The 20,815-nt window shown below is 49.1% G+C and carries 17 protein-coding genes and 3 tRNA genes; 11 read left to right on the top strand and 9 right to left on the bottom strand.

Features of this window, described 5'->3' with window-relative positions; all coding sequences use genetic code 11:
* Positions 1–7: 7 nt before the first annotated feature.
* The 4 genes from ACYVB1_RS08725 to ACYVB1_RS08740 form a co-directional block, all read right to left on the bottom strand.
* Complete coding sequence (locus ACYVB1_RS08725; RefSeq protein ID WP_460922892.1) at positions 8–3,826, bottom strand: DUF5689 domain-containing protein; 3,819 nt, start codon at positions 3,824–3,826, stop codon at positions 8–10.
* Between the two features lie 533 nt (positions 3,827–4,359).
* Positions 4,360–5,058, bottom strand: coding sequence for a DUF4403 family protein (locus tag ACYVB1_RS08730; protein ID WP_460922894.1), 699 nt, complete (start codon positions 5,056–5,058; stop codon positions 4,360–4,362).
* Between the two features lie 45 nt (positions 5,059–5,103).
* Positions 5,104–5,176 (bottom strand) — tRNA-Lys (locus ACYVB1_RS08735).
* 162 nt (positions 5,177–5,338) lie between these two features.
* Positions 5,339–5,411 (bottom strand) — tRNA-Lys (locus tag ACYVB1_RS08740).
* A 181-nt stretch (positions 5,412–5,592) separates the two neighbouring features.
* Between ACYVB1_RS08740 and ACYVB1_RS08745 the strand changes: the two genes are divergently transcribed.
* A complete protein-coding gene (locus ACYVB1_RS08745; protein WP_460922896.1) occupies positions 5,593–6,216 on the top strand; it encodes an SH3 domain-containing protein in 624 nt (207 codons plus the stop codon).
* Between the two features lie 44 nt (positions 6,217–6,260).
* Here the strand turns inward: ACYVB1_RS08745 and ACYVB1_RS08750 are convergent, their stop codons facing one another.
* A complete protein-coding gene (locus tag ACYVB1_RS08750; RefSeq protein WP_460922898.1) occupies positions 6,261–7,070 on the bottom strand; it encodes an SDR family oxidoreductase in 810 nt (269 codons plus the stop codon).
* 444 nt (positions 7,071–7,514) lie between these two features.
* Here ACYVB1_RS08750 and rlmD point away from each other — a divergent pair, with 444 nt between their 5' ends.
* Positions 7,515–8,867, top strand: coding sequence for a 23S rRNA (uracil(1939)-C(5))-methyltransferase RlmD (gene rlmD, locus ACYVB1_RS08755; RefSeq protein ID WP_460922933.1), 1,353 nt, complete (start codon positions 7,515–7,517; stop codon positions 8,865–8,867).
* A 79-nt stretch (positions 8,868–8,946) separates the two neighbouring features.
* Positions 8,947–9,315: a hypothetical protein gene (locus tag ACYVB1_RS08760; protein WP_460922900.1), complete on the top strand. Its 369-nt coding sequence runs from the start codon at positions 8,947–8,949 to the stop codon at positions 9,313–9,315.
* Positions 9,316–9,469: 154 nt separating this feature from the next.
* Here ACYVB1_RS08760 and thiL read toward each other — a convergent pair whose 3' ends face one another.
* The 4 genes from thiL to ACYVB1_RS08780 all read right to left on the bottom strand — a co-directional run bounded on the left by thiL (position 9,470) and on the right by ACYVB1_RS08780 (position 14,254).
* The gene (gene thiL, locus ACYVB1_RS08765) at positions 9,470–10,495 is read right to left on the bottom strand and encodes a thiamine-phosphate kinase (protein ID WP_460922902.1); all 1,026 of its coding nucleotides are present in this window, start codon (positions 10,493–10,495) and stop codon (positions 9,470–9,472) included.
* 125 nt (positions 10,496–10,620) lie between these two features.
* On the bottom strand, positions 10,621–12,735 hold the full coding sequence (locus ACYVB1_RS08770; protein ID WP_460922904.1) for a ComEC/Rec2 family competence protein: 2,115 nt from the start codon (positions 12,733–12,735) through the stop codon (positions 10,621–10,623).
* On the bottom strand, positions 12,735–13,163 hold the full coding sequence (locus ACYVB1_RS08775; RefSeq protein ID WP_460922906.1) for a GNAT family N-acetyltransferase: 429 nt from the start codon (positions 13,161–13,163) through the stop codon (positions 12,735–12,737). Before ACYVB1_RS08775 ends, ACYVB1_RS08770 begins: the two co-directional genes overlap by 1 nt.
* A gap of 50 nt (positions 13,164–13,213) precedes the next feature.
* Complete coding sequence (locus ACYVB1_RS08780) at positions 13,214–14,254, bottom strand: PhoH family protein (protein WP_460922908.1); 1,041 nt, start codon at positions 14,252–14,254, stop codon at positions 13,214–13,216.
* Between the two features lie 98 nt (positions 14,255–14,352).
* On the opposite strand from ACYVB1_RS08780, the gene ACYVB1_RS08785 reads away from it, so the two are divergent.
* From ACYVB1_RS08785 to ACYVB1_RS08820, 8 genes are all read left to right on the top strand, one after another.
* On the top strand, positions 14,353–15,129 hold the full coding sequence (locus ACYVB1_RS08785) for an SAM hydrolase/SAM-dependent halogenase family protein (RefSeq protein WP_460922910.1): 777 nt from the start codon (positions 14,353–14,355) through the stop codon (positions 15,127–15,129).
* Positions 15,130–15,258: 129 nt separating this feature from the next.
* Positions 15,259–15,549, top strand: a complete 291-nt coding sequence (locus tag ACYVB1_RS08790) for a putative quinol monooxygenase (RefSeq protein ID WP_460922912.1) — start codon at positions 15,259–15,261, stop codon at positions 15,547–15,549.
* 246 nt (positions 15,550–15,795) lie between these two features.
* On the top strand, positions 15,796–17,322 hold the full coding sequence (locus ACYVB1_RS08795) for a catalase (RefSeq protein WP_460922914.1): 1,527 nt from the start codon (positions 15,796–15,798) through the stop codon (positions 17,320–17,322).
* Positions 17,323–17,437: 115 nt separating this feature from the next.
* Positions 17,438–18,076, top strand: coding sequence for a glutamyl-tRNA reductase (locus ACYVB1_RS08800; RefSeq protein ID WP_460922916.1), 639 nt, complete (start codon positions 17,438–17,440; stop codon positions 18,074–18,076).
* Positions 18,073–18,744, top strand: coding sequence for an NAD(P)-binding domain-containing protein (locus tag ACYVB1_RS08805; protein ID WP_460922918.1), 672 nt, complete (start codon positions 18,073–18,075; stop codon positions 18,742–18,744). The genes ACYVB1_RS08800 and ACYVB1_RS08805 overlap by 4 nt, the downstream gene beginning before the upstream one ends.
* 27 nt (positions 18,745–18,771) lie before the next feature.
* Positions 18,772–19,290: an ankyrin repeat domain-containing protein gene (locus ACYVB1_RS08810; RefSeq protein ID WP_460922920.1), complete on the top strand. Its 519-nt coding sequence runs from the start codon at positions 18,772–18,774 to the stop codon at positions 19,288–19,290.
* A gap of 294 nt (positions 19,291–19,584) precedes the next feature.
* Positions 19,585–20,115 carry a Fe-S protein assembly co-chaperone HscB gene (hscB, locus tag ACYVB1_RS08815; protein ID WP_460922922.1) on the top strand — a complete coding sequence of 177 codons (531 nt, stop codon included), beginning with the start codon at positions 19,585–19,587 and terminating at the stop codon, positions 20,113–20,115.
* A gap of 11 nt (positions 20,116–20,126) precedes the next feature.
* Positions 20,127–20,210: transfer RNA gene (locus ACYVB1_RS08820), tRNA-Leu, on the top strand.
* Positions 20,211–20,815 lie beyond the last annotated feature (605 nt).

A 20,815-nucleotide genomic window follows, 5' to 3' on the forward strand; every position in this document is an offset into this window, starting at 1 on the left:
CTACGTGTTAGTTCTTGATAATACGCATTGTTTGGGTACCAAACGAGCTACTCACTTTCAGGTAATGGAGGCCCTTGCTCAGACGCATGTTTCTGATGTCAATGTTCAGGCTGCCGTTACGGATGCTGTGGCTGTTTTTGTATACCTCATTTCCGTTGATGTCGTAGAGCATTACCTCTACTTCACAGTCTGCTATTTTATCTGATACAATGTTCAGGTAATCAGAAACCGGGTTAGGGTATACCAGCAGCGAAAACAACTCCTTCACATCAACAGCTCCAGGTGTTATCAGGCTGCCATCGCAGGTAGCGGCAGTGCCGTCTCCTAAAATGGCTCCCATGGCAAGGTGCGCCGGAACCGCGTTCTCTGATACACACAAAGTATGACCTTTGCCTTCATTACCAGACGGGTTGTAGTAAACCTGCACTTTAGAGTTGGCAGTATTGTCGCAGCTAACATTCACCACACACACCTGCACTTCATCTGTAAAAGAAACGCCTCTGGCATCTGTTACCGTAAGGGTGTAGGTTGTTGACTCCTGCGGGCAAACCTCTATTGTCTGACCGGTTTGGCCGTTGCTCCAGGTGTAGGTATAACCTGCCACGCCACCTGTGGCCGCACTGGCTGAAAGCGTGGCGCAGGAAGCAGGCGCATAACCGTAATACACTAATTTATCAGAACCTGCATCTACCCGCAGCGGCTCCGTCAGCTGGAAGCGCGTGAACACAGGTAAGTGATCCGAGGTGGTGTTGGCATAATTTTCAATCCAGTTGAACGGGATGACCAATGCAGCAGAGCCTGCCAGGTAGTCGTCATACAACTCGTTGCTGATCGTGATGTGATCTATCACATTGTCGCGGGTGATGAATGAGCGAAGGCCTGCCTCACTTAAGGCCGCCGTTACCACCCTGAAATCCTCTGCCTCCACAAAGTTGCTGTAGGTAGACGGGCCTCCACCAATCGACTCATCCACATCATCGTTGTAATCGCCTAACAGAATAATGTTGGCATTAGGGTAGTACTGGTCCAGGGTATCTTTAAAGGCCTGTGTATCGAAGCTTCTTCTGATAAGGTCTGAACTGGCTGCACCTGACTTTGCATGGATATTAATCAGTTGAACCCTCTCCGTCACACCTTCAATGGTTGCATCTACGGTGATCATGTAGGGCAGCCTTCCGCTCGACCAGAAGGACGATGGGCTGGAAGGATAAGCATCCAGTGGCGTGCTGGCTCCTGAGCGGGCAGCATCGTAAAGTTCTTCAAAAATAACGCGCTCGTCTACCAGCGTAATCACCTCTGTATTATAAATAAAGCAAAGCCTTTGCTCCGGGAAAGTCGGGTCCGGGCCGTTGAAAGAGTAAGAGAAGCGGTCGGAGCATACTTTTGCATAGCCTGGTAGCATGTCCACGAGTTGCTGCAACAGGTTCTCGTCTGATATCTCCTGCACAGCAATTACATCGGCATGCACGCTGTCTATCAGGCGGGCAGCATTCTGCAGTTGCAGCTGCACATCTGCAGGACCGAAAGTAGGTATAGTGGAACCAAAGAACTCCATGTTCCACGTCATCACATCCAGTGTTCTGGTAATCGGAATCTCAGTACCTGCTGCCACACAAGGCGTAGTGCCCGGCAAATCTTCGATAAAGCGGGGCAGCAGTTGCAGCGTACCTCTGAAGCTTCCGACTACACCCGTGATATTCACGGCATTATCCGGAACTTCACGGCCCACCAGGCTTTCAACGTCCCCGTCAATTCTAAGATCTAACGTTCCTGTTCCGTCGGTGATGCGGTAATTGCTTTCCGGGAAAAGCAGGCCTCTTGTGTCTGTGAAAGATGCGTTAGGTATCGTTACCAACTGCCCTTCTAGGGCGTTGGTAAGCTGCGCTATGGTTACCTGTACTGGGGCTACAGGTTGCTTGGCAGGGCCAAAGCTTTCCAGGTTCGTCACGTCCACCAGCTGCACCTGCTGGTTAAAGGTCCCGACAGAGGCTGTTACCTGTATAGAGTCCCCGATGCTGAAAGCGTTCTCTCCGTGCACCTGGTAATCAAAAAGGGCAATACCACCGGTTCTGTCCTGGATAAATGCAGGGCCTCCCAGTTCATCTGTCGCGGTCAGAGTTCCATTTACAATCACCAGCGTACCGAGTGGCAGGCTTCTTGCCTCTGCTATGGTTACCTCCTGCGGCTCGGCAGGCTCCGGGTCTGTAGTGCCACCGCCTGTTCCAAAGCTCTGCCCGGTGTTGATGGTGTTGTATGTGTTAGCAAGCGGACCAGACCATGTAAAGGCGTCGTAGCTGAAACCGGTACCTGTTAGTTGCAAAGAGAAACCATTTGGGGTAGTGCCTGTTTCCGCTACTCCGATGTCTGTACTCATCATCCCATCGGCAGGGCCTCCTACGGCTGCAAATGCACCCTCATAACTCAGAAACTGTATTACAGCACCCGCTGCATCTACCAGTGCTATACCATCGGGGGCACCATTCTGCAGCCCTGTGATAGGGAAAAATAAGGTGCCATAGCCATTCTGCTGATTGGGAAATGTGCCTGTCAGGCTTACTGTGCTGTAAGGCATACCGCCGTTGCCGTTGTAGGCCACCAGTTTCCAGCCTTCCAGGTCAGCACCGGCGTTACCAGCAAGTTCCACCCCCTCGCCTTCGTCTGCGCCATCATCGTCGTAATGCAGCTCGTTGATGAACACAACATCCTGCAGCGGCAGGAACACCTGCCCGTTATTTACAGTGTTGTAAGTGGCAACCGCCTCTGCAGCCCATGTAAAAGAGGCATAGTCAGATCCAGTGCCCGTCAGCTGAAGCGAGAATCCGACAGGCGTGTTACTACCCTCTTCCACTCCTATATCCGTGCTGGTTAATCCATTGGCAGGACCGTTGGTTGCTGCGAACGCTCCTTCATAACTGAGGAACTGTACTACATTACCAGCGGCATCAACAAGGGCAACACCATCCGGTGCGCCATTTTGCAGGCCACTGATAGGAAAGAAAACTGTTCCGAAGCCAGACTGCTGATTTGGGATAGTACCAGATAAGGTAAGTGTGCTGTAAGCGGCACCGTTGTTACCATTATAAGGTACCAGTTGCCAGCCGGTAAGGTCAGTACCAGCCAAGCCGGCTACTTCTACACCTTCTCCTTCATCAGTACCTGAATTGTCGTAATGAATCTCGTTTATAAAAACAATGGTGGCAGACGGGTTAGGCTCTGGCTCTGGTTGCGGCTCTGGCTCCGGGTTGGGGTCAGTACTACCACCGCCTTCGCCAAAGCTTTCGCCTGTGTTTACAGAACCAAAAGTGTTCAAGGCTTCTGCAGCCCAGGTAAAATCACTGTACGTACGGCCAGCGCCGGTTAATTGCAGCGAAAAGTCAGCAGGGCCAGTACTCGCCTGACTCACGCCGATGTCTGTACTGTTCGTGCCATCTGCAGGGCCACCCACTGCTGTCATCACGCCTTCGTAACTCAGGAACTGAACTGTAGCTCCGGCAGCATCCACGAGGGCAACGCCATCCGGTGCGCCATTTTGTATGCCCACGATGGGGAAATGAAGCGTGCCAAAACCATTGTTCTGATCCGATATAATCCCTGACAGCACCTCCGTGTCATACACGGCCCCATTGTTGCCGTTGTAAAGCACAAGGCTCCAACCTGTTAGATCTGTGCCGGCAGGACCAGCAACCTCAATGGCTTCATTCACATCTGCACTTGCATTGTCGTAATGAATCTCATTGATAAATACATCCTGGCCCATGGCTTCACTTGTCATTCCCAGACAAGCCAGTAAGCCAGCGCCATACAAACATCGTAGAAGTTTTTTCATTTTGTAAAGTTTTAGGAACAAGTACAAAAATAACTACTGTCGCAAAGAGTGTTTGACTTACCGTATTAAGTAATTTTTATTTCTGGCGCTTTAATATACAGTAAGGGTTAAAGTCATAAATAGACAGGTAAAGGGATATTCTCAGGTGTCGGCTAAAAGGCTGTATAATGCTTAGAAGTAAGGGCTGAAATTCAGTTACATTAATAACAAAATATAATATATAAATAATTATAATTTATAAAGTTTTGATAATGTGTCTTCCAAAGAGCAGCGAATCATTAGCAGGCCATTTGGGTTGCGTAACTGCCCTGATTTACCTTTCTCTTCTGCAGTGGGTGATTTTCATCTGCCCCTGTTCCAACTGCCATACCTCGGGTAGGCCCCTCGCATTTTTAAAACAAAGCAAAAGCCCTGGCGATGAACCAGGGCTTTAAGTATGATAATCAAAATGGTTTACTTAAGGTAAATTGCCGGCTTTGCCTGCTCAAAATCCACGTGCAGCCGGAACATTGCGAAAGGGTAGCTTTAAGTGCTTACTGAGGCGGCATGAGACTGACAAGATCCAGGATTTCTACCCTTAAGTCTCCCCGCAGCTCCAGGGAGAGCGTAACTTGTTTGGCTTGCGGGGTAATATCCTGTACACGCACTTCCGGAACAGCCCCCCTTATATGAAGGCCTTTCAGTTCAAGCCCATTTTCCAGTTTACCGTTGGCCTTCAGCAATTCTCCTGCTATAATCGCCCCCAGGTTTACCCGGGCCTTCTTCAGTACCTGGTTATAGGCCACCTTGTTTACCAGCACCTCTAATGCTGAATTATAGAAACTGCTGGAGGTCTTGGCATCCATTGTAAACTTACGGGCATACAGTTGCTGCGCCGCATTGTCATAACCAAGTGTTGCTAGCACGTACAGGTCCACCTGGTCCCGCTTCAGTACTGTTCTTAAGATCTTTAGTTTAATCCGGAGAATAACATCATAATCACCAGTGCTACTTCCTGAAATTCCAATATCCAGAATCTGGGCGTATGGAGGAGTAGTCTCGCCTTCCACCTGCCTGGGGATAAAGTCTCCGACCATTTTCTTCTTCATTACCCCTTCCAGCGCCTGGTATGAAACTGATACTGGCAAATGAATTTTAATAGCGTTCTCCGTAGTCTCCATAGATGTAGCTGGATAGTTTTTATTAAGAGAAAGGGGCTTCTGGTTATTTATATCAATATACTGATATATCACTAAGAGAAAAAAAAAGCCTCAAACATGTGTTTGAGGCTTAAGAAGTGATCCCGCTGGGATTCGAACCCAGGACCCATACATTAAAAGTGTATTGCTCTACCAGCTGAGCTACAGAATCAGTAAATGTGTTTCCCGTTAATTGGGAGTGCAAAGGTAGGAAATAATTTTTATGATGCAAAAATTTATTTTCCCTTCTTGCGTTCCTTTCAAAATGTTTGCTCTTCAGCAAGAGTAGAAAGAAAAAGCCTTTTCAATCAGAAAAGGCTTTCGCTCTCATTTGTGATCCCGCTGGGATTCGAACCCAGGACCCATACATTAAAAGTGTATTGCTCTACCAGCTGAGCTACAGAATCTTTTTACTAACTTGCATTTCTCAGGGCGTTTCCCTGAATTGCGATGCAAAACTAACAGCTAAGTTTTTAAATGCAAAACCTTTGGTTCAAAATATCTGCATTTTTAGTCATTTTTTTGACGTTTCTGGCAAAACCAGCTTATGCTCAGGCAGATAAAAACACACTGGCAACAGCAGATTCTTTGTTTCAAAAACAGCATTACACAGAGGCTTTCGATTTATACGAGCAAATCCTGCAAGAGCAGCTGTATTCGCCGCAGATGCTCCTGAAGATGGCTTATATCAAAGAAGGCCTCCGCGACTATACCGGTGCCATGTACTACCTGCATCTTTTCTATACGAAAGAACCCAGCCGATCGGTACTGAGAAAAATGGAAGAGCTGGCACAGGCTCACCGGCTGCAGGGCTATGAGTACAATGACCTCCAGTTTTTCAAAACGCAGTTCAGCAAACACTATATGCGCATTTTGGAGCTCATGTTACTGGCGGCAGTAGTCACAGCCACGGTCATATTTTTCCGATGGCGCAAAGGCCACCGCTTCAGCAAACCCTTCCAGATAGGATTTACGCTGTACCTGCTATTTATCCTCTACTACATCAACTTCCTGAATCTGGGAGATGCGGGTATCATCAAAAACAACCACGTCGCCATCATGTCGGCTCCCTCTGCCGGTGGTTCCTGGCTTGCCACAGCCACCGAAGGGCATAAAGTACCTATCAGGGGCGAGCAGGACATCTGGTATGAGATAGAATGGAAAGGTCAGAAAGCCTTTATCCGGAAGAGTAACCTGCTAGAGCTACCATAGCTTCGTTGCCCGCTGCTGGTTGATGGAATAACCAGCAACAGCAACTATTTCCTTAAAGGGGAATCCTTCTCCTTTGCCATTACATTGTACACGAGCTTATCGGCGAGGCCAGGGAAAAGCTTATTTATCCAAACGGCCATCTTGCCCTGCGTCGTCATCACAAGATCGCGCTTACGTTTTAAGGTTGCCTTCAAAATCCTTTCGGCTACTTCTTCGGCACTCATCATCTTTTCTTCTTCCCGTGGTGTTTCGCCTTGCTGCTGCCCGTTGGCCGCCAACGCAGTGTTACGGATATTAGAAGCTGTGAAACCAGGGCATGCTAGCAGCACATGTACGCCAGAGTAGAGCAGCTCCGTACGCAGTGTTTCAAGAAAACCATGCATGGCAAATTTAGAGGCAGAATATCCTGTTCGGGCTGGCAGACCGCGGTAGCCGGCAATAGAGGAAATGCCAATAACCGAGCCTTTGCCCGCTTTTATGTAAGGCAAAGCATACTTGGTGCTGTACACCGTGCCCCAGAAGTTAATGTCCATCACCTTCCGGATAACATCCAGGTCCAGGTCTTCGAAAAGAGCGCGCATTGAAATACCAGCATTGTTGATCAGCACATCCAGGCGGCCGTATGCGTCTACCGTTTTCTGTACCATCTGCGCGCACTGCTCTTCCACGCTCACGTCTGCCTGCACCGGCAGGTTGTTGATGCCTGCCGCCGCCAATTCCTGCGACGTCTGTTGTAAGCCCTGCAGATTACGCCCTGAAAAAGCCACCTTCGCCCCTGCTCTTCCAAAAGCAAAAGCACAGGCCTTACCAATACCAGATGTTCCGCCCGTGATTAAAATTACTTTATCTTTCATGCTGAATTAGTCCCTGATTAAAGTGCTGCAAAGATAAAGCTTATTGTTGATTGCTTTTTGTAGATTGATGGCATATAAAACCATGGGGTAGTTGTAACTGCCTCAGGACATATTCCAGGGTACCGCGTCAGCATGTTTTCAAATCCCAGCTGAACGTTCCTGTTGTAGCCTGAAAGGTAAGAAGCTTATTTAGCTCCGTAGGATCGGCCTGCTCAATATCCTTAACAGGCCGATCCTACGGAGCTAAAAATTCATAGCATTTGATGTCTATCAACAGGTCGTCCCGCTGGGATTTTTCAACAAATTTTGTTCCGGCAACCCCATTCTCTATCATCACATAACCACTCCTGCCCTTTTCTCCTCTATTTTGATTAATTTTGCACCACTGTGAGAAATAAGAAGAAAAATAAATTCGAGATACTCGAAAATATAAGAATCGAGGAGATGGTGGCGGAGGGGAAATGCCTGGCGCGCCACAACAACATGGTGATTTTTGTGAGTGGTGTGGCTCCCGGCGACGTGGTGGACCTGCGCGTAACCCGCAAAAAGAAAAGCTTTCTGGAGGCCGTCCCTGTTGCCTTCCGGGAGTACTCAGCACTGCGCGTGGAGCCTTTCTGCGAACATTTTGGGGTGTGCGGCGGCTGCAAATGGCAGCACATCGGTTACGACACGCAACTGCATTACAAGCAGAAGCAGGTGAAGGACAACCTGGAGCGTATTGGCAAAGTGGCACTGCCGGAATTCAACCCTATTTTGGGTTCTGCCAAAACCAGGTATTACCGGAACAAGCTGGAGTTTACCTTCTCCCCTAACGGCTGGCTTACGAATGAGCAGATAAATTCTGTAGAGGAGTTTGACCGCAATGCACTGGGCTTCCATATCCCGGGCCGCTTCGACAAGATCCTGGACATACAGCACTGCTACCTGCAGCCTGACCCGTCCAATGCCATCCGACTGGCAGTACGTGATTATGGCAGAGCAAACGGCCTGGCTTTTTTTGATGTGGTAAAGCACCAGGGATTCCTGCGCAATCTCATCATCCGGACGGCCAACACTGGGGAACTAATGGTGATCCTGCAGGTGTACCAGAACGACCAGGAAGCGATTACGGGAGTGATGGAGCATCTGAAGAATACATTCCCGGAAATTACTTCGCTTCAATATGTCGTGAACCCGAAAGGGAATGAGACTTACCACGACCTGGAGGTAGTGTGCTACGATGGCCTCCCTTATATACACGAGGAGATGGAAGGCATTCAATTCCGCGTGGGCCCGAAGTCCTTCTATCAGACCAATGCAGACCAGGCTTACGAGCTGTACAGGCTGGCCCGCGAGCTAGCGGACCTGAAGGGAGACGAACTGGTGTACGACCTGTATACCGGCGCCGGAACGATCGCCAACTTTGTGGCCAGGCAGTGCCGCGAAGTAATTGGTATTGAATATGTACCAAGCGCCATCGAGGATGCGAAAATCAACTCGCAGATCAACAACATCACTAATACCACGTTCTATGCAGGAGACATGAAAGACATACTTTCAGACGAGCTGATAGAGCGCCATGGCCGCCCTGATGTTGTTATTACCGACCCCCCACGCGCTGGCATGCACGAGGATGTAGTCGGGAAACTGCTGCAGGTGCACCCGGACCGTATTGTGTACGTGAGTTGTAACCCAGCCACACAGGCCCGCGACCTGGAGTTGCTATCAGCAAAGTATGACGTGGCACGCGTACTACCGGTAGATATGTTCCCGCAGACGCACCACGTAGAAAATATTGTATTGTTAACCGCAAAATAGAAGCACAGGCAACTAAAAATGGATCCTTTATCTTTAAGCTGGTAGGAAACCGTTTTTTACACCTGATGAAGAGAATGATATGGAAAACGATCCGGAATTAAATGGTAAATACCTTGGCACTATCTCTAAAGATTTTGTGGTGGTGGCCGAGACCTTGAAAGAAGCATCGTACCAGGTGCGCAAACGGAAAATTTCAGAATATCCGATCTTCGTGTTCAGCCGCACGCAAGTGCCGGTGGGATCTGTGTTCCTGGCAAAAGAAGAAGTAGCGCTGGAGTGGCACATCAACGCTTCCTATTTAGAAGATTTCGTGCAGCGGCAGTTGGTGATGCCTGATAAAGTAGACGATTTTAAAGCCGCCTACAAAGACCCGGATGAATACTGCTGCCTCTTTGTGGTAGACGGGGATTTCCAGAACTTCGTGTTCATCCCGTTCCCGGAGGATTGAGGTTCCAGTTTACGTAACACGCCCGCTGAAATTGATAAACAGAAGAGGCTGCTCCGACAACATGGGGCAGCCTCTTCTGTTTACTAAGCTTTAAGTTAAGCTGTATTGCACCAGGTGATACAGCTATATGATGCATAAACTTCGTGCTACGCCACTAAAAGTGCGTCCATCCCTGTGCCTTCAGCGGAAATGCCTGCCCGTGCTTATTGGCCAGGTTTACACCTTCACTGGCTTCGGTTATTTTACCGATGATGGTGATGTCCGGGTGGTTTTTCACTTTATCATAATCAGCAAGCGGAATGGTGAAGAGCAGTTCATAGTCTTCGCCACCATTCATGATGCACATAATCGGGTCGAGGTTAAACTCCACGGCTGTTTCCAGCATTTGTCCGTCGGCTGGCAGGTTGTCTTTATACACCGTGGCCCCCACTCCTGACTGGGTACAGATGTGCATGAGTTCAGAGGCCAGGCCATCTGAAATATCAATCATGGAGGTAGGTTTTATCTTCAGTTCCTTCAGTTCATACACCACATCCATGCGGGCTTCCGGTCTCAGCTGGCGGCCCACGATATACTGTTTCCCTTCCAGTTCAGGCTGCATTTCAGGGTTGGCCATAAACGCCTGCTTCTCACGCTCCAGTACCTGCAGGCCAAGGTAAGCAGCGCCTAAATCGCCTGTTACACAAATAAGGTCATTTACCTGGGCACCACTGCGAAGCACAGCTTCTCCTTTGGCCACCTCTCCCAGCGCTGTCACACTGATAACCAGGCCTGCCCTGGACGAGGTAGTGTCGCCACCCACCAGGTCTACATTATAGCTCTCGCAAGCCAGGCAAATGCCTTCATAAAGCTCTTCCACGGCTTCCACGGTAAAGCGGGCACCTACCGCAATATTCACTGTAATCTGAGTGGGTCTGGCGTTCATGGCCGCAATATCCGACACGTTCACCGCCACCGCCTTATAGCCTAAATGCTTCAGCGGGCAGAAGGTTAAGTCGAAATGCACACCTTCCAGCAGCATGTCGCTCGACACGACCAACTGCTTCTCCTGCGGCTCCAGTACAGCAGCATCGTCGCCAATGCCTTTCACTGAAGACTCATTTCTTAGCTCAAATTTCTCGTTTATCTTTTTAATCAGGCCAAACTCACCAAGTTCGCTCAGCGGGGTATAGTCACTCATAATATTTTCTCTTTTGAATGTGCAAAGATACGGAAATTGAGGAAAGAAGTCTTTAGCCCATAAAACAGGCCTTGCAGAAGTTCAAAGTTGCCGGGTCCAACCACCCCTGCCCCTCCTCACAAATCTTACCTCAACCGCACCACCAAAGCCCCGGAATCGGCTACATCATAGTAGGCAATGCCGAGGGTGTCTAGTTGTTGGTGCAGGCGCTGCCGATACCAGGGACTGTTGGAAGCGTCCAGCACTACTTTGCCGGGAGCATAGGCTTGCAGGTCCTGAGGTTTCAGGCGCACATTATTCCGTAGCAGCAGGTAATCCAATGGCAACGGCTGCTGTGAAGCGAGTTGCGGAGGATGCGACAGCAGGAGCATCCGCTGGCCCTGCCATACCAGCAGGCTGTTGCTATCCGGCAGCACTGTATAAGCAGCTCCTATTTCAGTGCCTCCTGACAGGGGAACAAAATCCGGCTGTGCTACCCCTATCTGCCAGAGGTGCGGCTGAATATTGAAAGAATAGTCACTTTCGTGAAGCAGCAGAAGAGAGTCAGCCAGTACAGTAGCCTGCTGCCCCTGCACCAATGCTATTCCTGTAGCACCACGCACGTTGTATATTGTAAGCAGCTCCTGCCCTTTTTGCTGCACAGTTTCCCACACCTCCTGCAACGTGAGCACCGCTACAATCGCGGTAGCCAGGGCAAAGTAGCGAAGCTTGCGGAGCGCCACGAAAAGAATGAAAGCAAGAAACAGTACATACAATAGCCAGGCCTGCAGCTGAGTAATATCAATGCCGTTGAGGAGGGCATAAGGCAAGTTCTGAATCAGTCCGTTAAACCAGTTCATAAACCACACAACCCAGTAGTGGAGCATAAACAGCACCCCGCTTAGCAGCGGCACCCAACTAAAGACCAAGGCAGTGATACCGGTATACAAGGCGAACATGGCCGCGGGCACTACCACCAGGTTAGCGAACCAGAAGTACACCGGAAACTGATGAAAGTAAAAAAGCCCCAGTGGAAGCGTCGCAATTTGTGCAGCCACGGCCACTGTAAAGTACATCCACACCTTATCCAGGACCCAATTATTGACCTCTAGCAATTGGTACAGTTTCGGTTGCAGGTACACAATCCCCAGCACAGCCAGGAACGACAGCTGAAAACCGACCTCCTTCAGGTTGTAAGGGTTCAGCAGGAGTAGCACGGCAGCGGCAATGGCAATGGTATTGTATATGTTTGTCTGTCGTTTGATGGCTGTGCCCACGGCAACAAAGCTGAACATAACCACCGCCCGCAGCACGGAGGGCGACAAGCCGGTCAGGAAAGCATAGGTCCAGAGAAGTGCCAGTATCAGCACAGCCTGTAGTACCCGCTGCCGCCTGGAGGGCGCAACATGGCGGAAGAGCCACACCAGCACCAGGTAAATCAGGCCCACGTGCAGCCCCGACACCGCCAGTACATGCATGGTGCCCGTGCTGGCGTAGGCACTCCGGATAGAATTATCCAGTTCATCTTTCACACCCAGAATCAGGGCAGAGGAAATGGCATATTCTCGCCTCGCCTCCACCTTGTCGCGCAGCAGTTGGTCGAGGTTGCGGCGCAGGTGGATGCTGGCCGCTAAAACGGGATTAGGTAGTGCAATGCTAATTTTCTGCGCCTGGAAAGCCTGCAGGTAATGGCGGTGGTAGATGCCCTTGTTGGCGAGGTATTGCCGGTAATCGAACTGGTTGGGATTACCGGGGGAAACCACTTCCTGCGGTGCGCCTTTTACCAGCAGCACATCCCCATAGTTTAGTTCGTAAGCATTTTCCGAGTCATGCGGAATGTAAAGCTGTACCTTGCCCTCCGTTTGCTGCCATGCTCCATTTACCTGCACCTGCTGCACCCGGAGCACGGTGCTTTGGTAGCCCGGCTTCTGCAAAATGTAATCATCCACCACCCCCATATAGTAGGCAGGTTGCCCGGACAGGTGCAGGAGGTGTTGCGGGTTGCTACTGGCAGTATGCAGATGTGTTGTCCAGAAGCCGAGGGATATGAAACAGATCAATCCCACTATACCAGCTGTATTTGTAGCCGTGGCAGTTTTCACTTTCAGGTTCCACACAGCTGCCAGGGTGAAAGCAGCAACAAAAAAGGCAAAGATTTCCGTGCTGTAACGGAAATCTTTGCCTAAGATAAAGTATAGCAGAATACCTGCAATCAAACTAAGTGTGATGCGGATAAAAGGGTATGGTGCCCACCGCAGCATCACCCCCTGTATATCATTTTATAGTGCTGTATGTCGCACTCGCTGAACATGTCGCCTTCTGCCACAAAACCATGGCGCTTGTAAAAGTTAACGGCAGGCAACTGAGCGTGCAGGTAAATAACCTTGTCCGGGTGCTCCCTATGCACATCCTGCAGCACAGTCTCCAGCACCTTAGCCCCTACATTCTGGTTCCGGTACTCGGGCAGCACAGCGAAGCGCTCCAGTTTCACCCCCTTATCAGTTACGCGCCAGCGGGCTGCACCACAAGGCACACCCCCGTAGGTAGCCAGGTAATGCCGGGCCTCGCTTTCATACTGGTCATATTCCGCATCGGCAGGCACCTGCTGCTCTACAACAAACACCTTTTCGCGGATGCTGTAGGCAGCCTTCAAGTCCTGCTCCTGCTCTATTCGTCTTAGCTCAATCATACAAAGAAATAGAGGCGCAAGCTATTGCGCCTCTACAAAGAGTCTTTATGTTATTCTTCCGTTTTGATTTTCCTGCGGCGATCATAAGCTGGCTCTTTCTTGCCATCTTCTGATGCTTTGGCCTCTTCTCTGGCTGCACGGCGTTCTTCTTCCAGTTTGGAATAGGCGTTCACAATATCGCGAACCAGTCGGTGGCGCACCACATCCTCGCCACTCATTTCCACAAAGCCGATGCCTTTTACGCCACGCAGAATGTTCAGCACTTCCATTAAACCGGAACGCTGGTTACGCGGAAGGTCTACCTGCGACCAGTCGCCGTTCACCATTACTTTGGCATTCGGGCCCATACGCGTCAGGAACATCTTCATTTGCGCAGGGGTTGTGTTCTGCGCCTCGTCTAACAGTACAAATGCATTGTTCAATGTACGGCCACGCATGTAAGCGAGGGGTGCAATTTCAATGATTTTGTTTTCCTGGTAATACTTCAGCTTTTCTACCGGAATCATGTCCTCCAGGGCATCATAAATCGGGCGCAGGTAAGGGTCTACCTTCTCCTTCATGTCACCGGGCAAAAAGCCGAGGCTTTCGCCTGCCTCTACCACAGGCCTGGAAATGATGATTTTCTTAACCTCTTTATTTTTAAGCGCACGCACCGCCAGTGCCACAGAAACATACGTTTTACCTGTACCGGCCGGCCCCAGGGCAAACACCAGATCGTTTTTTTCTACGGCGTCTACCAGCTTCTGCTGGTTCGGTGTTTTGGCTTTGATGACACCACCCTTGCTGCCATACACAATCACATCCGGGGAAGTAACAATCACTTCCTCATCTGTAAAGGAGTCAGAAGAAAGATATCTATTTACGCTGCTGTGCGTAATCTTTCCGAACTTGTGATAGTGATCAATAAGTGAAGCCAGTATTTCGTGAATCTTCGTTATCTCGGGCGTCTGGCCCTGAATTTTGATCTCATTGCCCCTCGAGATAATTTTACTGCTCGGGAAGGCAGCAGCTAACTGCTTTATATTCTGATTCTCTGTCCCCAGAAAATCTATTAGAGAGATGTTCTCTAATGTTATTATTTTCTCTACCAAATTATTGCTCCTGTATATAGTATGTGAGTAATGTTTGCTTTAATTTAAGTAAATTTGGTTTATATTAGTACAAATCTACATAGATTATAGTTCGTGATATGGCTGTAATTACGTTTACATCAGATTTTGGGTATAACGACCACTACGTGGCCGCTGTAAAAGCCAAGATCCTTTCTCAGGACGCACAGACAACCATTGTGGATGTGTCGCATGCTATCGAACCCTACAACATTGCCCATGCCGAATTTGTGCTTGGCTCTGTTTACCGGGAGTTTCCGGAAGGAACGGTTCACTTGGCTGCCATCGACACCCACGGTAATAAGTACGGCAAATTTCATGCTGCAAAATACAAAGGGCACTACTTTCTTTTAGCAGACAACGGATTGCTCTCGCTCCTGACAGACGGGCAACCGGACATCGTGGTGGAACTGAAAGCTGACCAGCAACTTATGCCTTTCCCTGCAAAAGACCTGCTGACGAATGCCGCTGTGTTCCTGGCAAAGGGTGGCGATATAGAAGTGCTGGGCGAGCGCACCAACCGCTACAGGCAGCTGCTGAACCGCCAGCTGCGCCTGAACGATCACTCTATCACAGGCCACGTCATTCATGTAGACCGCTACGGCAACCTGATTACGGACATTACCGCCGACAGCATCGAAACCATTGCCCATGGCCGCACCTTCACCATTCACTTCGGCCGCGAAACGCTGGGGCGCATCTATCCTACCTATAATCAGGTGGACGATGGCGACTGCTGCTGCATCTACAACAGCCAGGGCCAGCTTTGCATCGGTATCAACAAAGGCCACGCCGCAGAACTCCTGGGCCTCGGCTTCGACTCACAGGTGGATGTGCGGTTCTACCCGGGAAGCTAGTTTAATTCTGAATTTTGAATAACTGAATGACTGAATAAGATGGGTTGAATGTCATGATTGCCTTTATCAGCCATTTTAATTTTTTTTATTATTCAATCATTCAAAATTCAGTTATTCAAAATTAAATTTATGATCGTTCGCATTGTCAGGATGACGTTTAAACCGGAAAAGACAGAGGAGTTCCTGGAAATATTCCGCAACTCCAAGGAGAAAATACGTGCTTTTGAAGGTTGCAATCATGTGGAGCTGCTGCAGGATATGAACGACCCGAACGTATACAGCACTTACAGCCTCTGGGACTCGGAAGAGCACCTGAACAGGTACCGCGAGTCTACCCTTTTTGGCCAGGTGTGGCCCCACACCAAAGCCTTGTTTGCTGCCAGGCCACAGGCCTGGTCAATGCAGCAGGTCAATGCTTGATATCATCAGTACCCTTACTTTCAATATTTCTTGAATTGAGGTATGACACAAAGAGTGCCCCGCCCTTTGTGAATTTATTTTCCTGATTTTTCAGAAAGCACCCTGCTTTGCCTCTTCTCTCATGTAACTGAGGCTAATACACTTGTGTAATATTATAGAATAAACCTATAATCTAATCAACTCAATCAATTTGATTGATAAAGGCTGTTCCTGCACATTTGTCCCGTTAAAATCAATACAATTTATATGCTAAGAAGAACACTACTCCTATTCAGTGTACTGGCTTGCGGGCAACTGACTTTTGCGCAGCAAAAGCCACTCACCACAAACACCGGTGCCCCTGTAGGAGACAACCAGAGCTCTAAAACAGCCGGAGAGAACGGGCCTGTTTTGCTGGAGGATGTACACCTGATTGAAAAACTGGCAACTTTTGACCGTGAGCGCATCCCGGAGCGTGTGGTACATGCCCGCGGTGTAGGCGCACATGGAGACTTCGAAAGTTACGGCGACTTCTCTCAGTACACAAAGGCTTCACTTTTCAGCAGCAAAGGGAAAAAGACGCCTGTTTTTACCCGCATTTCTACTGTGGTGCATGAGCAAGGCTCGCCGGAAACACTGCGCGACCCACGCGGCTTTGCCGTAAAGTTTTACACCGACCAGGGTAACTATGATCTGGTAGGAAACAACCTCCCGGTGTTCTTTATCCGCGATGCCATCAAGTTTCCTGATATGGTACACGCCTTCAAACCATCTCCGGTATATAACAAGCAGGACGCAAACCGCGTGTTCGACTTCTTTTCAAACGTACCTGAGGCTACAAACATGCTCACCTACCTGTACCAGGACTTAGGCACACCTGCCAACCTGAGACAGATTGACGGATTTGGTGTGCATGCTTTTAAATGGGTGAATGCACAGGGTGAAGTGCTGTATGTGAAATACAAATGGACTTCACAGCAAGGCGTGAAGAGTTTTACTGCGCAGGAAGCTGCCCAGATGCAGGCAAAAGACCACTCACATGCCACGGCAGATCTGTATGAGCAGATCAACAAAGGCAACTCTCCTTCCTGGGAGCTCTCAGTGCAGATGATAAAGCCGGAAGACCTGGATAAGTTCGACTTTAACCCGCTCGACCCAACCAAAATCTGGCCGGAAGAAATTGCTCCGAGCATGCCAATCGGTAAAATGACCCTGAACAGGATACCGGACAACTTCTTTGAAACAGTAGAACAGGCTGCTTTTGCCCCTGCTACCCTCGTGCCTGGCATTGAGCCGTCTGAAGACAAGCTGTTGCAGGGACGCGTGTTTTCTTACATGGACACACAGCGATACCGCCTCGGTGGCAACTTCCAGCGCATTGCAGTAAACGCTCCCCTGGCAGAGGTAAACAACTTCAATCAGAATGGTGTAGCAAGCAACCGTGGCACCAAATCGGATGTGAACTACCAGCCAAGCACGACGCAGCCAACTTTTGTAGATGATAACCAATACAACTACTCTATCCGCAAAATAGATGCGGAGACGATGCAGCGGGCCATCAGCAAGCAAAACAACTTTAAGCAGGCCGGCGACTTGTACCGCTCTCTTTCTAAAGTTGAAAAGGAGCACCTGATCAGCAACCTGGCAGGTGATCTGGGCCAGGTAAAGAACAAAGAAGTAGTAAACAAAATGGTAAGCTATTTCTACCAGGCAGATCCGGATTATGGTAACCGCCTGATCAAAGCCCTCAAGCTGAACAGAAACGATGTAGTTGCTTTAGTGGCAGCTAAATAGTTCCTTCTGGTTGCTTTGCGCCCGGTAAAATGAATGCCTGGTGCTGATAACCTGCCTCTGCCAAAAGAGGAATTTCTACAAGATTAATTCAAATCCCCTACTGGGAGGGGCGGGAGTGGGTTCTTTTAATACTATAACAGTTTTTCGAAAACACTCCAGCCAGTCCATCAACACCCCATTCCATATAAACATACTCCAGGCAGTTTCCCTTTCGCATCAAACGGCATCATTAGAGTGGCGTCAGGCCCTGCAACTGAGCAAAGAGGAGGCCATGGCGTTTATGACATCGTTGAAACAACGCGACCTGGTAGATGCTGTGATGGTGGTGACGACCTGTAACCGGACAGAAGTGTACTACGAATTTTCCGGCACACCTCCTGCAGCAGTACAAGAGGCGCTGCTTCAGTTTAAAAACATTGAAAATAAAGCTGCCTTTGCCCCCCTGTTCAGAAACTACACCCAGAGCCAGGACACGCTGCGTTACCTGCTGGAGGTTGGCCTGGGTTTACGCTCGCAGGTGCTGGGCGACCGGCAAATTATCGGGCAGTTTAAGGACAGCTACCAGCTTACAAAAGATGTAAACCTGGGAGGGCCAATCCTGCACCAGGCACTACAAACGCTGTTCCGGACACACAAACGTGTGCGTAACGAAACAAAATTCCGGTCCGGGGCTTCTTCTGTAGGATATGCCGCTTTAGAGCGAATAGCTGACTTTATTCCGCGAAAAGATTTTTTAAAAAGCGCCTGCTGGTGATTGGTGACGGCCAGATGGGCACGGACATAGCAAAGTATGCCACCTCCTTTGGGTTTACGGACGTGACGCTGACAAACCGCACAGATGAAAAAGCGCAGGCCTTAGCGGATAAATTAGGCTTGCGTGCTGTGCCCTTTGCAAATCGGTTTTCAGCTATCGCGACTTATGATGTCATTGTCTCCTGCGTCAGTGCCGGAGAACAGTTGTCTGTTGCACAGCTTGGTTTACCGCCAATAGAAAGCAGACGTGTCCTGATAGACCTTTCGGTGCCATTAAGTATACAGCCTGAGGCTGCGCAGTTGCCACGCACTACACTCATAAACATGGATCAGATTACCAGCAGAACTGAGGCCGTAAAAAAAGCACGCGAAGCATCCATTGCCGATGTGCAGCATATTGTAACCGAGGAAGCCGTACTTTTCAATGATTGGCTGCAGGACCTCCCTGTCTACGACAGCATCCGTGAGCTGAAAGAACACTTTGCCGCTGTGCTGGAAAGTGAACTACAAAAATACGTGAACCTGCCCCAGAGTGATGCCGCCTCAAAACTGGCTAAAGCAACCCTCAACCGCCTGATTCGTCGCCCGGCTGGTGCCTTGAGAACAGCAGAGGGTGCCTCGCGCGAGGTGCTCTTAAACTCTTTAAACCAACTGTTTCAGCTATCTTAAATTTTAATCATCATTTACACATTACCCATGAAATTGATGTTTTTCAACCTTCTTTTCTTCCTGATACCTGCTGCCCTTTTTGCGCAGGCTCCTGATCTCATCTCAGCAGCCAGAACAGGCGATGTGGTTAAAATCAAACAACTGCTGCAAAACAAAGCAGATGTTAATACCCAAGACCAGAAAGGCTTTACGCCGCTTATCATAGCAGTCTATAATGGACAGGAAGCGGCAGCCCGGCTTTTGATTGAGGCTGGCGCAGATGTAAACCACCAGGATGCAACCGGTAACACGGCCCTGATGGGAACAGCATTCAAAGGCTATCCTGCTATCGCCAACCTGCTCATCAGCAAAGGTGCGAAAGTGAATGCACAGAACGGAAACGGCGGTACAGCGCTGATGCTCGCCTCGATGTTTGGCCGGAACGATGTCATCAAAGTTTTGGTAGCCAACGGAGCCGACAAAACCTTGCGCGACCAGCGAGGCCTTACGGCGCTTGACCTGGCCCAACAGCAGCAGAACCACGAGGGGGTTGCGCTCTTGAAATAAATTCCTTCGCAAAAGCACCTGCTCAAAAGCCGTAGAGCGCTATTGCTTCACAGCATCACGCATCTCTACGGCTTTACTTTTGTGGCAGCAAAATCAACCTTCTCTTGTCTCCTGCATGTGCAGGTTGGCATCTGTCATGTAGCACACATCTTCACGACAGGCGCTTCTGAGGAGGAGTTCTTACAGGCTTTGTACCTCTCTCTCCTAAACAATCCTCCCCCTTTTGCTGTACCTTTGCTAGGAACAGGGTGCTTCAAGCGCCTTCTCTGACACATGTTAAAAGACAACAGCCATATGAATTACTTCGAATTTTACGATATACCGGAAAGCTTTCTGCTGGATGAGAAGGCACTGAAAAACACGTACTACAGGCTGAGCCGCGAGTACCACCCGGATTTTTACGCCAACGAGCCGCAGGAGAAACAGCAGGAGATCCTGCAACTTTCCACCCAGAACACCAATGCCTACCGTACCCTCGCCGACCCGGACCTGCGCATGCAGTATATCCTGAAGGAACACGGCATACTGGAGGAAGGCAAAAATGAGATTCCGTCTGACTTCCTGATGGAGATGATGGACATAAACGAAGAGCTGATGGAGCTGGAGTTTGATTTTGACGCAGATAAATACCATGAGATTAGTGAGAAAACCAGTGGGGTGGTGGCGCAGCTGGACAATGACATTCTGCCGGTTTTGCAGCGATATCCTGAGTTACACGGTGTTACCAAAGATGAGGCCCTGCAGCAGGTAAAAACCTACTATCTGAAGAAAAAATATCTGTTGCGAATTCAGGAAACATTATCTAAGTTTGCATCGCGTTCCTGAAAGGGGAACAAGCCCAGATGGCGGAATTGGTAGACGCGTTGGTCTCAAACACCAATGAGGTTACACTCGTGCCGGTTCGACTCCGGCTCTGGGTACTTTTATAGCAATTAAGCCGCTGATAATCAGCGGCTTAATTTGTTTATGGGTGGCAGAAAAGGTGGCAAAACTAAGGTGCAATTTGGTTCCCCTCTTTTTCCACCTTATTACCTTTCTTCTAAAAGAGCTGTAGTATAAGTTGCGCTTTTGTGTTTCTTCCTATATAGCTGTTGATTTGTTGCTTTTTCCATACAATATGCTGTACATCAAACAAATAGACCATATATAACATTAAGCTGAGCCTGTTGACAGTCGTTGAAGTGTTGACCGAAAGTTGAACTGTTGACAGCCTGTTGATATGGAGTTGACTCTTTATTAAAAGAAAACTCTCTGATGTATAATCAGTTATCATTGTACATCAGAGAGTTTTCTTTTTTAACAACTAAAGCTCAAGCTTTTCAATCGGTATCTCATAATATCTACCCTTTTTGCTTGCAGCATGAGCAACATGCTTACTGCTTTCATTCCCGTCTGGCACTTCAATCCAAGTATAAAATTTGGGCTGTGTTCTAGAATGTATGATGTTGGAATAAGTATGGCAGCAAGGGTGTTTATAGGAAGTTATGTGCGAGATAACTATCCAGGTAAACTGCCCCTACTGCCA

It is taken from the genome of Pontibacter brevis, assembly GCF_054779655.1.